The following is a 13,655-nucleotide window of genomic DNA, read 5'->3' as shown; positions in this document are numbered from 1 at the left end:
TCTTCTCAGGGACACTGGTTCATTGGCCGTCGGACGTCAGGAAGAGTCTGTGGATCGGGATCCTCTGACGCACGATACCGGGCCCCTGATAGCGCACGATCAGCGAGGCCCCGCCGCGTGACTGGAAGTAGCGTGCCTCGATCGGGTGATACCCCTTCGTCAAGGTCACCGTTGCGCTCTTCTCGCGCGCGCCGTGATACCCGCCATTGTCGACGATACACTTCCCGTCGAGCAGGAGGCAACTCCCGTCATCCGATTCAATACTCAATGTATACTCTCCCGCCGTCTCAATCAACAGATATCCGGTGTATCCTATGGCGTAGTTCTGCAGCCGTTCTGCATCCGGCCGCGCGGAAAAATCAAACACCCGGCCCGCGATCCCTCCGGTCAGTTGCGACCAGGCAGAATCCGACAGATCGGAGACCGGTGCCGGGAAATAGAGCGATCGCAGGCCATTGTTCCTCCCGACCCTGACGAGAAGCAGCGAGGCGATCGTGCTTTTCCAGCGGTTCGGAGACAAAGCCCGCACCCGGATCTCCTGCCCCGTCCGGAACGTCACAGGCCCGGTGTACCGTGCACTCCCGGCCGTTGGTTCAGAACCATCCACGGTGAAGTGGATCTCCGACGCAGGGGCGGCGGTGATAGTGACGACCGACGAATCGCCATCCATGAAGACAGGTGCTGATGCATGTATCACCGGCTCCGGTGACACCTGCGTCATCGACCGTTCCGCCGCCAGGAGGCTGGCGACCGCTGAAGCGACATCCTGTACCGGCACGGGCGCAGACAGGCCTGGGTGCTGCCACCACTGCTCATCCCACTCACGGATCTGTGCCTGCGCCTGTTCCGCATCGGCGCCGTTCCGGAGAAGGCTGAAGAAGAGCTGCCAGCGCGCTGCATAATGGTCGCGCACCATGCCACTCCAGATCTTCGCCGCATACTCATGCAGGTCCGGGCCACCCCACACGGTGATCTGACGACGGGCATTCTGTTCGAACAGAAGCTTGTCCGAACGTGTCTTCCCTGCCGCCCTCGCCATCTCGATCCAGCGCTCCAGACGGGCATCCGGTCGTGTGGAGATGATCGCATCGAGTTGCGCCAGCAAGAGGTCCGCTTCACCGGCCAGTACATCCCGCAACGTCGCATCCCCGGAGAGATGCGCTCTGCACGCCTCGGAGATCTTCCTGTCGATGCGGTTCCCGACCACATAGACGGCCAGGTCGACCAGGTCGTTCCTATACAATGCCGATCCGCGAAGTGCATCACGTTCGGCGAGCAACAGATCGAGCGCTTCATCGATCCGCCCATCAACCGCCGCATCGCTATGGGGGGCAAGTGAAGGACGGTATTGAAAGGCGAACAGCATGTGGTGCCCCGCCGAGCGGGAATACACGGCCTCCCTGAGAAGCTGCCAGGCATGTTCGATACGCGGTGATGTGGCTCCGTACCGGGCATGCGCATAGCCCCGGAGCCAAGGTGCAAGGTCCATGGGTGTGGTTGTCCACGCCATATCCGTCTGCAACTCGAACACCACTTCATTGTTGTCCAGCCCCTCGGGCGACAGGCCGAATCCGGCGAGCGCACCCCTGGCAGGATCGTGCAAGAGCGTTGCGGGATCGGTCGCAACGAACCCGAGCCTGCCGCGGATGGAGTTGTTGCCCCCGAAGTTGTGGATCATGCTGTAGATCCACGGTTTCCCATAGAAGCCCTTATGAAGCCGCCAGCCCTGGAACTCCTCATTGGCCAGATCCAGGATGATCATCCTGTCGTTAGGGACGCGGCTCAGAAGCGAGGCAGTGGAGGCGCTGTCCCAGAACGCCGTCCTGTCGTTGAAGAGCCACCCCTGCATCACCCAGACACCATCCGGATCCCCACGCGTGATCGTCTCATAGACCGCGGCACCATAGCCTGCGAGTTCGTCATATCTGCTGGCGCTGCTCACAGGCACGTCCAGTTCGTTGAACGTGTCAGCCAGGTAGTGCCGGCACGGGCCAAAGGTGCGGCGGTATTCCTTGATGAATCGTTCTCCGATGTCTATGAAAGCGGGAGTTCCCGGCGTAAGGGCAAGGGTCTTCACATCTTCGGAGAGTCCGCTCCAATGTACATTTTCAAACACGGGCTCGTTGGGATATCTCGTATGGAACGCAGGTGGAACGAACCCCGAGAACGCCGGTACGATGGGCTTCATCCCGAGTTCTCTCATCCTCCCGAGGATCCGCTTCTGCAGTTGCTCCTGGGCATCGATCCACGATTGCGGGAGCGGGCCGCCATGGCCATTGATATTTCCCATCCAGTGCCAGGGCAGAAAGGCGGGTCCGGTGAAGAACGAACGGAGGCTGTCATTCGGGATGCCGTAGGAGTTCCAGACCCGTTGCCACACCCCCATATGCCCCACCAGCGCCAGCGGCATATTGATCCCGTGCAGCGCCATCCAATCGATCTCACGCTCCCACCGGGGCCAATCCCACCACACCGTGGAGTAGCCGAACGTACACACGTTGTAGTACTGCCGCAGCCGATACGGTGAGTGCACAACGACCCGGGAGAGGTCCGGGAACCGCGCTGGCAATCTGAGCTGCGTCCCGCTCCATGTGACCATGCAATGACAGGCGGTGCGGAGGTAGTGATATGCCCCACGTACCAGCGCCACGGGGCTTGTCGCGCGAACACGGGACCGTTCCCCCCACCGCTTCCACGTCGAATGTATCACCGGTGGTGTCTCCCTTGATCAGCACCAGCTCGAAGGAGGCAGCACGCCGATCGAGCAGACGTTCGAGCACGCGCCGCGCTGCGACGACACCGTCTTCGTGCTTGCCGGCCCCGGCCAGTGCAGATGTCGTGGCAAGTCCGTGCAGGGCAAGCGCCAGGATGCACAGAACGACACGGAAACGGGGGGTCAGATCTTGACGAACCATTTCTTTTTCCAGAGGATGAGTCCAAGGAGGTACATGATGAACACGAAGGAGAGTGCGTACGCAAGCGACGCATTGTAGGGAGAGAGCACGGGCGCGAACACATGCTGCATGAGCATGGCCTTCACGGAGATCCCCGTCGCCTCCCCGGCGGGGCCGACGGACGCAACGGTCACAACGTCGACGAGAGACTCCAGCACGGACGACACGGCATAGATGAATATCGCGTTCATGCCGAAGACCAGGAACGGTGTTGTGCCTTTGCGGATACCCTTCACATCGATAAGGAAGTAGCAGGAAGCGAAGACAAGATGAGCCCAACCGGCCATCATCATGGCATACGAGGGGGTCCAGAGGCGCTTGTTGATCGGTACCCACATATCGAGCACAACGGATGCCACGAGAAGGATGCACCCGCTCACGAAGAACCAGGAGGTCTTCTCCTCCGCACTGGACTTCGCCCCGCGGAGGAAATTGCCGGCAAGCACACCGAAGAGGAACGTCCCGAGAGCCGGCAGGGTGCTGATGATCCCCTCCGGATCCCACGGACGGGTCCGCATATAGGCGTGCGAGCCGATGACCACCTCATCGATGTACGCGGCGAAATTCCTTCCCCGCTCCCATGATCCTGCTCCCACGCCCGGCACAGGCAGGAACTCCATCATGAGCCAGTACGCAAGGAAGAGTCCCGCGATGACATACCAGAACCGGCGCGCAGGCAACCAGAGATACAGCAATGAACCTAACAGGTAACAGATGGCGATCCGCTGCAGAACCCCCGGAATGCGCCAGGTCGCGAACGAGAACGCGGAGTCACCGATCATGCCGAACGGGAACCCGTTGAGGAACACACCAATGAGGAAGATCAGGGCCGAGCGGCGGAGCACCTGCAGTACCAGATCCTGTGTCGTGGCACCACGCGACCGTCGTACAGCAACGGCATACGTGGTGGACATCCCCGAGATCCACAGGAAGAACGGAAAGATCCAATCCGTGAAGGTCCACCCATGCCAATACGAATGAGCAAGCTGCGGATAGAGGTGGTTCCCGTCGCCGCCATTGTTGACGAGCACCATCGCTGCCATGGTGAACCCGCGGAACACATCGAGCGAGACCAGGCGTTGTGAGGCGCGGGGATCGGAGGCAAGTGCACTCATGAGTATCCTCTGGATCGTCAGCTACGGAAGTGTGACAAGTTTGTAGAACGCGACGCCGAGGGGGTGCGACCACGGCACGCACCGAACGCTCGACCGTCCCGAGCGTCTCTCCCTTCCAGATATCCCGCACCGCATACCGGCCTTCCATTCCAGCCGAATCAGGGAAGGTGAACCCCAGGGTGCACCTCCCGACAACCCGGCGTCAGTAGACATTCACGACGGCGTAGAGCATGCCAAGCACAACGAAAACCACACCGATGGAGAACAGAAATCCATAGAAATCCTGGTTGTTCCAGCGATAGAATTCCCACTCCGTGCGGGGGAACAGGAGCAGCTCCTTCGTCTTCTCGGGGTCCGCATAGGCTTTCCGGAGATCTTCCGCATCCGCCTGCGGCCCCATGCCCCGCACTTTCGTCCTCATCTTCACGAAGAATCTGGCGGTCACCTCATCCTGGTCGGGCCGTGTGAACAATGCTACAACGACCACCATCAGGAAGGAGAAGGCCAGAGGGACCAGCATGACGACAGTCTGGCTTACGGCGTAGGGTTGCAGTTCGAGCTGGAATCCGATCAATTCCGCAACGATCAGCTGCGGGTAGAGATACCCACGCGCCTCGATCTTGCCATCGGACCCAACGGCAGGCTGCTTCGACCAGAAGATCGCTTTGGATGGAAGCTGATACTCCTTCGCAAATTGCTCTCCGGCCTTCAGGGCGGGAGGGCACGCCGTGACCGCGGTCTGAGCAGCATCCCGCACCTGCCACTCCGCGATCTCCTTGTTCCGCTGCGCAACATCCCGCTGGCTGGCCACGTACGTCCTCACGACCGGTTGAGGCTCGGTCTTGAGGAGGAGAAATTCGTTCTGCCGGAGCGATGGGGCGATCATCGGCACCAGGAATGGCAGGATGTAGAACAACGTCAGCGTGGCAAGGATCGACGCCCACGCACCCATCCGGTTCGCACGGCGCCATTTCAATCCCAACCAGAACGCGCCGGCGAAGATGACAAAGAATGTCCAGATGAACTTGAGCAATTCGAACACGCTGCTGAACGTGAGCGTGATGATCGCACCACCGATCAGGAACGCGCACCGAGGACGCGGCCGGCCCAGATGTAGTGCGACTCGCTCTTTCCGGGGATCAGCGGGCGATAGATGTTGCGCATGAGCAGACCGGAGACCGTGAGCATCAGTGCGCTGCCGGCAGACATGAGTGCGGCCATCATGGACGCGATCATCAATCCTATCAGGCCGAATCCGACCGACCCAAGGAGGTCGTGCGTTGCATGGCCCCAGATGAGATCGGAGTTGCGCACTTTGCCGGTGTAGAGGAGCACGGCCGCAAGACCTACGACACCCCAGAGGATCGTGCAGAAGCGTTTCATGAACACCCCGGTCACGAATCCGACCCGCGCCGTGTGTTCATCCTTCGCCGCGGCGTTGGCCACCATCTGGTTGGGCTGTGTCACGACCGTGACGCCCGCCACAAGAGATGCGGCGAGGATGAAGTACCAGGTGAAATCGATGAGCGTCGGCGACCCGAAGATCTCAAAGAAGGAGGCCGGCAGCTGTTGATGGAGGACCGCAGGTGCGGAAAGGATATTGCCGTCAGCGTAGAGGAGCGAGATCTTCGCCCACGCGAAGGGGATCAGGATGATCGAGAGGGCGATGATGAACACCCCCTGGAGGAGATCGGTATAGAATGCCGCGGCCAGCCCCCCGGTCGTGGCATACAGGAGCACGATGATACACACGATCCATACGATCATCGCCTCATCGATATGCGAGAAACTGCTCTCAGGCTGCAGAAGGCGGAGTTCGTTCAACCGTGATCTCTCTGCCGCGGTCAGGGACTCAAAGTCACGTTCTTCGAGGGCGTTCGCTTCCTGCGCGAGGACGTACTCCTGTTTCTCTGCCGGCGTGAACTGATGCACCTCCTTCGGAGTGATGGCCATGATGGTACGGCTCATTGCCGTGAATCCGACCGACAGAAGACCCATCATACCTACTGCCGCGACGATCGCGTAGGTCGCGGCCATCCTCCCCGAGCCGTAACGCTCTTCGTAGAAGTCGCCCATCGTCATGAGCCGCATCCGGCGCAACCACGGGGAGGTGATCCAGAAGACCGGCGTGAAGAACACCATCAACAGAGCGCTCCATATGCCGGCAGCGCCATTGTGGAACGTGGTCGTTGCCACCCCCACAGGTCCATCGGCCGACGTGGCCGACCCGAAACTGGCGAAGGTCTGAAGTAATTTGCCGAAATTCCGTCCACCCAGGAGATAGTCCTCCTGGCTCTTGATCTTCCGGGCAGCCCATATGCCAACCGCGATCAGAATGGAAAAATACACGGCGATGACGATGATATCGGGAAGTTGAAGACCGAACATAGTGGACCTGCTACTTTCTGATCACGTTGGTGCAATTCTCGATCCGGACCGCCTCCGTGGCATCGGATGCCCCCGTTCCGGTGAAATTCTCAAGAGTGAGCCCGTTCACATCGGCCGCGAACAATGCGGATCCAAAATGCGGCGCCTTGCGTTCTCCCCACCGGACCCCCGAATTGCGGATGACCACCCCTTCCGCTGTCTGGATGTACACGCCGCATGTCGGCGCGGCGAGCAGGCCGACCGTGTCGGAGGGACGGAGGTCATAGATGCCCCCGGGGAACGTCGTCGTCCGCTCAAGTGTGATAGCGACACCATCAAGGAACACCTCGCTCACCTTTCCAGCTTCCCCCCCGATGAAGGCACCGTTCTCGCTGGTGCACGTGATGTTCTCGAACCGGATGTCGTGCACGAAGCCCACCCTTCCGACGGTCTGCCCTTCGGCGAACCGGATATTCGCATCTTTGTGTGCCGAGGCCTTACGCTTGTAGGCGGTCACGTAGATCGGCTCTGCCTTTCCCCACCACACGTCGTCGAAGAGCCGTCCCCCGACGGTGATGTTCTTGAAAAGCACGTTCTCGACGACACCTTCGTCGCGGTTCTGGATCCCGATCCCCCGGTTGCTCGAGCGGATGACACAATCGCGCACTTCAATGTTCCTGATCGCATCCATGTTCTCGCTGCCGAGTTTCACCGAGCACGACGTGGAGATCATGGTGCAGTTGGTCACCAGCACGTTCTCCGTGGGCCCGTACTCCTGATACTCCCGCCGGGTCTTGAAACAGATACAATCATCACCCGATTCGATGTAACAGTCACGGATCCGTACGTTCCGCGTGTGATCCAGGTCGATCCCATCGGAGTTCCTGATCTTCAGGTGATTCTCGATCCGCATGTCGTGGATGTCGACATCCACGCAGCCGATGAGGTGCACGCACCAGTACGAGGAGTTCTTGAGGGTCACGCCGGTGATCTCCAGCCCACGGATGTCCACGAGGGTCAGGACATGGGGACGGCGGTCGAACACATGAAACTCCTTCAGGACGAACGCGGCCTTTTCTTCCGGCCCCATGAACGCGATGCCGTTGCCGTCGATGATTCCTTCACCGCTGATCCTGATGTTCTCCGCGTGTTCCCCGCCGATCCAGATGCTCCCTTCGCCAGGATTCGCGCGGAACGCACTCCGGGTGTATGCCGCCTCGTCCGGGTTCGCGAAGATCCTCGCGCCACGTTCCACATGAAGGTCGACACCCGACCGCAGGTCGAACGGTCCGGTCATGAACGCCCCCCCTGCAGGGACACGGACCCTTCCGCCTCCGGCAGCCGAACAGGCGTCAAGAGCCTTCTGGATGGCAACGGCGTTGTCCGTCCGGCCATCAGCCACTGCACCGTATTCTGTGATATCAAGCACGCGCATGATCGTATCCAACGTTGGAGATGCTAGTGGTAGGACGGGGGGATACTCGCTGCCCCCCATGCCGTGGGCTTCGGGCCCATGGTGAACGTCAGGGTCCCTCCCTTCATGATCTCTTCATGACCGATCCAGGAACGATCGAAGGGCTTGCCATTCTGCGTGGCGGACTGTATATGGACGTTCTCCGCGGACAGGGACTCCGCAACGATCTCGAACTGCAGGCCGTTCTCGAGGTGCATGATCGAACGCGCGAGGAGCGGCGCTGTCAGCAGGTAGTACGGCTGCCCGGCGTTCGGAAAGAATCCCATCATGTGGAATGCAAGCCATGAAGACATGGCACCGGAGTCGTCATTGCCGGGAATGCCGGAGGCGGAGGTGTTATAGTTCTGCAAGATGATCTCCCGCGTCCGTTGGCTGCTCACATCCGGTCTGCCCACCCAATGATAGAGGCAGGACGTGAGGAACCCGGGTTCGTTACTGACGTTGTAGTACCCATTGTTGAAATACGTATCCAGGCGAGCGGTGAAGGCCTTCGGTCCGCCGGAACGTTTGATCAGCCCGGGAACATCGTGCGGCACGAAGAAGGAATACTCCCAGGAGGTCCCTTCGTAGAAGAACCCACACCACCAGCAGATGCAAATGGGCCATTCAAACGCGAGGGGTGTATAGCGCACATAGCGGCGCATGCCGTTGACAATATCGCACTGGATGCTGTCCACCCATGCCCCGGCGGGATCCCGTGGCATGATGAAGCCACGGGCACCATGATCTTCGACATCGCGCCAGAGGTTCTGCCAGTTCGCGGACCTCTTCATGAAGTGCTGGTATTCACCCTTGCGGCCAAGCCCCCTGGCGACCTGTGCCAGGCAGAAATCATTGTAGGAATATTCAAGCGTGCGTGTTCCCGCCCGAACGAACGACGATGACACATAGCCCAACCGCTGGTAATCGGTCAACCCTCCCCTGCCTTCCTTCTCTTCATTCCCGCCGGGGAATCATCGCATCCTTCATCATGGCCTCAAGGCCGAGGCGGTAATTGATCCCTTTCAGCCCTTTCACATAGGCATCCGCGATGACAACCTCCGCGTTGGATCCCCCCTGCGTCCGCCCGTTGCAGTCCCCGCTTCTCCCTTCGGGGAGGTAACCATCATGCTCGTAGATGTTCAGCATGGCATTGATGATCTCCACCTGGCGCGCGGGCGCGACAAAGGTGATCAGGGGCAGACTGGACCGGAAGGTGTCCCAGAGAGTGTAGAAGTCGTCGTAGTACGGTGCGGACGAGCGCCAGCCCGGGTTCTCCCCCGTCTTGTCCACCGGCATGAGCATCGTGTGATAGAGCGCCGTGTAGAACATGGTCTTCTGTTCCACCGTCCCGTCGATCTCTATGCGCCGGAAGAGCTGTTCCCACGCATCGCACGCCCGTCCAACGACGCCTTCGAAGTCCCACGCCGGAACGTCATGCTGCGCATTGTATTCCGCGCGCCCGGCGCTGACGTAGGAAATACCCACCTTCACAAGGATCGTGTCGCCTGCAGGGCCATCGAAGGAAAGGTAGGCGCCGGTCTTCTCGCCGGTATCGGTCTGGACGCCGGGCCCCGGAACGACCACGCCGCCCTTCCACGTCCCGCGCACATTCGCGGGACGGTTGAACACCGCGCAGAAGTAGACGGTGTACGCGCTTCCATTGTTCCATCCCCCGAGGATACGGCTATGTCCCTGGACCACCGTATCGGCAATGACGCGAACCTCGGAGCCGACGAATTGCTGTGCCTCACGGGCGTTGGGCACTGGCGATTCGCCGAGGAATGAACCGGCATCGATCCTGATCCCGTGCTTTCCCGGATCCGTGAAGACATACCGATGCAGCGCTGCCCGCGGAGCAGTCGTCAATTCCACCCGAACGGCGGGCCGCGTCAGGGTCACGGCATAATAGCCCGTGCGCGCGCGCTCGTCGGCCCGCAGCGAAGGCTGATGCACAGCGTTGAATTCGCCCATGAAGGGGAAGAGCGAGACGTTGCCATACTTGGGCCCCCCACCGGTGCCGCTCACATGCGTCTGGCTGAACCCGAACACAGGTTTCGTTGAGTCCGCAGCATAGCCGCTGTTCGCCCCGAGATCGCAGTCGGGGCCGGGCTTCACCATGCCGAACGGGCACGCGGGACCGACGAACACGTTGCCCTTCCCCTGAGATCCGATGAAGGGATCAACGAACATATGAAGGGGCTGGGCGGCGACGACGGAGCGGAGGCCAACGGCTGCGAGGATGAGCGCACAGGACATCGCCCACAGCCGCACGCGATGCCACCCGGCATCGGCGCGGTGATCACACACACGACGCGTCATTTCTTGCCTTCCAGAACCTCTGCGACCTTCACCGGCCGATGCTCGAGCAGCGAGCGCTTTGCCGCAAGGCCTATCGCAACCGACATCAATCCGTCGCGCCCGCCCACGGACACAGGCTTGTTCTCGCCCACCGCCTGGCAGAACTCCTTGATCTCGCTCGCATACGCATCGATATACCGGTCCATGAAGAAGTTCAACGGCAACGACGAATGGACGCCGTCCGGACCATAGTAGTCGTGCGTGTCAGGTGCGGTATTGTCCACCTTCACCATGCCACCCGACCCGAACACTTCAAGCCGCTGGTCGTACCCGTACACCGCCTTACGGCTGTTGTCGATGATGCCCAGGGCTCCGCCTTCGAAGATCAACGTGATCACGGCAGTGTCGATGTCACCGGCCTTCCCGATTGCCGGATCCACCATCACCCCCCCCACGGCGAAGACCTCCTCGACATCCCGGCCCACGATGAACCGCGCCATGTCGAAATCATGGATCGTCATGTCCAGGAACATCCCGCCCGACACGGCGATGTACTCGGTAGGCGGAGGGCCGGGATCGCGGGAGGTGATCTTGATCACGTGGAGATCCCCGACCTTCCGCTCGACCACCATCTGCTTGACCTTCTTGAAATTGGCGTCGAAGCGGCGGTTGAACCCGACCATGAACTTCACACCGCAACGATCCACGGTGTCGTTCACTCTCTTGATCGTCGCCAGATCGAGGGCGATCGGCTTCTCGCAAAACACATGCTTCCCCGCTTCCGCGGTTTCGATGGTGTGCTGCGCGTGCGCATCCGTGGGCGAACAGATGATCACCGCATCCACCCCGGGGTTCTGGATCACCTTCCGGTAGTCATCCGAGACAGAGGTGACGTTCACACGTGCCGCGAGTTCTTGTGCGGCGGCCAGATTGACATCCGCGATCGCAACGACGCGTGCTTCCGGAACACTCCGGGCAATGGTTTCCGTATGCACTTTGCCGATACGTCCGGCACCGATGACTCGATCTTCAACGTACTCATAGTGTGTCCTTGCTCTCAGGATAGCCCGAGGGTCTTGATGTATTCGAGGTTATGACGCGCACACTCTTTCGGCCTGCCCATCCCGGGCAGCACATCCTGTTCCACGACGATCCACCCATCATACCGCTGGGCCTTCAGTTCCCGTGCCACCGCCGGAAAATCGACCGCCCCTTGACCCAGTTCACAGAACACGCCATGACGCACCGATGTGAAATAGTCCCACTGTTCGCTGCGCGACCGCGCCGCGAGCTCTTTGCTGCAATCCTTGAAATGCACATGCCAGATGCGACGTGCGTGGTCGCGGAGGGCCTTCACCGGATCCCCTCCGCCGAACAGCCAATGCCCCATGTCGAGGACAAGGCCCAGCACATCCGGGTCGGTGCTCTGCAGCAGCATCGCCACTTCGTCCGGAGTCTCAACATACCCCCCGCAATGATGATGGAACACCGTGCGGAGGCCGGCTTCGGCCTTCACCCTCCGGGCGAGTTCATTCGCTCCGTCAGCGAAGACCTTCCATTCCTCTGTGCTCAGGCCGAGTTCCGGCGTGACCCTCCCTGCGTTCTTCGTCCGCTCCGGGATGGAGCCGTTCTCATCAGCAAGGACGATGAACGCGGAGGTATTCCCCGAATCCCGCAGGAGCTTCGCCGTCTTCACGGCAACGTCGATCCCGGCCTGGTGCTTGCTCCCGTCCTTGAGCAGCACCGGCACAAATGCTCCGGGGATGACGAACCCGCGCTTCTGGATCTCGCCCTTTAGCGAGGCAGGATCGGTCGGCATGAAACCCCAATCGCCCAACTCCGAACCCACGTAGCCAACGTCTTTCATTTCATCCAGCACCTGGACGTAGTCCGGGGCCTTGCCGTCCAGCTCAAATTCCAGCACCCCCCAGGAACAGGGGGCGTTTGCTATGCGAATCATGGGGTTTCCCCGTTCAGTATCCTAGAAAGTCCTGGTCCACTCATCGTACCAGCGTTCAACAACAACCTTGGTCTGCGTGAAGAACTCCACAGCGTGCTTCGCCTGCCCGTGCAGGTCTCCAAAGAAGGATTCCTTCCATCCGCTGAACGGGAAGAATGCCATCGGTGCGGGGATGCCGATGTTCACACCGATGTTCCCGGCAAGGACATCCCTGCGGAAGGTGCGGGCCGCCGATCCGTTGCGGGTGAAGATACACGCTGCATTCCCGTACTGGCCTGCGTTGATGGAGGCGATCGCATCGGACAGAGTATCACAGTATTTGAGATTCATCACCGGGCCGAAGATCTCCGCCGTGGCCGCCTCAGCAGTGTCCGGTACATTCTCGATGACGGTAGGAAGGACGAAGTTGCCCCCCTCGCACCCTGCGAGGGGGCCTGTCCGGCCATCGACCAATATCGTCGCACCCTTGCGGGCGGCATCATCGATGATGGCTTCGATGCGCATCCGGCTTTCCCGCGTGATCACGGCACCCATCTGCGAATTCCGGTCCAGTCCGTGGCAGGTCGTTCGCGTCCGCGCGGCCTCCACCAGGAGATCCTTGAATGCCGCCTGCGCAGCACCGACAAGAATGACCGTTGAAGCGGCAAGGCAGCGTTGACCGGCACATCCATAGACGCTATCGGCGATGATCCTCGTGGTCGTGACCACATCCGCATCCGGCATCACCACCAGACAGTTCTTCGCTCCTCCCTGTGCCTGCACACGTTTGCCGTGCTCCGCCCCTTTCGCATACACATAGCGCGCAACCTTCGTCGATCCCACAAAACTGATCGCCCTGATAGCATCGTGGGTCAGGATCGCATCCACGGTTTCCTTTCCTCCGTGCACGAGGTTCAGCACCCCGTTGGGAAGGCCTGCGCCTTCGAGGAGTTCGAAGATGCGCGTCATGGTCCCGGGCACCTTCTCCGAGGGCTTGACGATATAGGTATTGCCGGTCGCGATGGCATACGGAAAGAACCAGAACGCGATCATCACCGGAAAATTGAACGGCGCAATGCACGCCCCCACCCCGAGCGGTTGGCGTATGACGAACTCATCAATACCCTGTGCAACATCTTCGGAGAAGTCCCCCTGCAACAGCATCGGAATACCGCATGCGACTTCGATATTCTCGACGGCACGGACGATCTCCGCCCGGGACTCCGCCACGGTCTTTCCGCTCTCACGCGTGCACAGTGCTGCGATCTCGTCGGCATGCTCTTCAAGTATCCGCTTCATCGCGAACAGATATTGTATCCTCTGCTCCGCGGGAACGTTCCGCCACGTACGCTGCGCGATCGCTGCCCGCGCGGCCGCCCGTTCGATGTCCTCTTTGCACCCAGCGGGTACCTTGCACAGGGCCTCACCGTTCCCCGGGTCCACGACATCGAGATAGGTGCCTGACAGCGTGTCCACCCATGCCCCGTCAATGAAATTCTTCAGCGTGTTCATCGTGCCACCGTGTC

General features: G+C 60.5%; 8 protein-coding genes and 1 pseudogene. All 9 read right to left on the bottom strand.

Annotation, left to right across the window (positions count from 1 at the left end; all coding sequences use genetic code 11):
• Positions 1-19: 19 nt before the first annotated feature.
• Entirely contained in the window at positions 20-2,710 is a 2,691-nt protein-coding gene (locus tag IPI01_01470) for an alpha-N-acetylglucosaminidase C-terminal domain-containing protein (GenBank protein MBK7256501.1), read from the bottom strand.
• Positions 2,711-2,896: 186 nt separating this feature from the next.
• The gene (locus IPI01_01465) at positions 2,897-4,069 is read right to left on the bottom strand and encodes a DUF5009 domain-containing protein (GenBank protein MBK7256500.1); all 1,173 of its coding nucleotides are present in this window, start codon (positions 4,067-4,069) and stop codon (positions 2,897-2,899) included.
• Between the two features lie 202 nt (positions 4,070-4,271).
• Entirely contained in the window at positions 4,272-5,111 is an 840-nt protein-coding gene (locus tag IPI01_01460; GenBank protein ID MBK7256499.1) for a hypothetical protein, read from the bottom strand.
• A 35-nt stretch (positions 5,112-5,146) separates the two neighbouring features.
• Positions 5,147-6,457 (bottom strand): hypothetical protein, encoded by a 1,311-nt coding sequence (locus IPI01_01455; protein ID MBK7256498.1) that lies wholly within the window; start codon positions 6,455-6,457, stop codon positions 5,147-5,149.
• 10 nt (positions 6,458-6,467) lie between these two features.
• Positions 6,468-7,871 carry a glycoside hydrolase family 28 protein gene (locus tag IPI01_01450; protein ID MBK7256497.1) on the bottom strand — a complete coding sequence of 468 codons (1,404 nt, stop codon included), beginning with the start codon at positions 7,869-7,871 and terminating at the stop codon, positions 6,468-6,470.
• A gap of 23 nt (positions 7,872-7,894) precedes the next feature.
• Positions 7,895-10,148: pseudogene (locus IPI01_01445) on the bottom strand (GH92 family glycosyl hydrolase).
• Positions 10,149-10,207: 59 nt separating this feature from the next.
• Entirely contained in the window at positions 10,208-11,251 is a 1,044-nt protein-coding gene (gene iolG / locus IPI01_01440; protein MBK7256496.1) for an inositol 2-dehydrogenase, read from the bottom strand.
• A complete protein-coding gene (locus IPI01_01435) occupies positions 11,248-12,150 on the bottom strand; it encodes a TIM barrel protein (GenBank protein ID MBK7256495.1) in 903 nt (300 codons plus the stop codon). The genes iolG and IPI01_01435 overlap by 4 nt, the downstream gene beginning before the upstream one ends.
• Before the next feature lie 21 nt (positions 12,151-12,171).
• Positions 12,172-13,641 (bottom strand): CoA-acylating methylmalonate-semialdehyde dehydrogenase, encoded by a 1,470-nt coding sequence (locus IPI01_01430; protein MBK7256494.1) that lies wholly within the window; start codon positions 13,639-13,641, stop codon positions 12,172-12,174.
• Positions 13,642-13,655 lie beyond the last annotated feature (14 nt).

This window comes from Ignavibacteriota bacterium (assembly GCA_016707525.1).
Lineage (GTDB): Bacteria > Bacteroidota > Ignavibacteria > UBA10030 > UBA6906 > JAGDMK01.
Note: the sequence above shows the minus strand (reverse complement) of the source record. Positions and strands in the feature narration are given on the sequence as shown.

What these genes read in the sequence shown, in the direction of transcription:
- IPI01_01465 (MBK7256500.1), bottom strand. Translation starts at nt 4,069, where the DNA reads ATGAGTGCACTTGCCTCCGATCCCCGCGCCTCACAACGCCTGGTCTCG.
- IPI01_01455 (MBK7256498.1), bottom strand. Translation starts at nt 6,457, where the DNA reads ATGTTCGGTCTTCAACTTCCCGATATCATCGTCATCGCCGTGTATTTT.
- IPI01_01450 (MBK7256497.1), bottom strand. Translation starts at nt 7,871, where the DNA reads ATGCGCGTGCTTGATATCACAGAATACGGTGCAGTGGCTGATGGCCGG.
- IPI01_01435 (MBK7256495.1), bottom strand. Translation starts at nt 12,150, where the DNA reads ATGATTCGCATAGCAAACGCCCCCTGTTCCTGGGGGGTGCTGGAATTT.
- IPI01_01430 (MBK7256494.1), bottom strand. Translation starts at nt 13,641, where the DNA reads ATGAACACGCTGAAGAATTTCATTGACGGGGCATGGGTGGACACGCTG.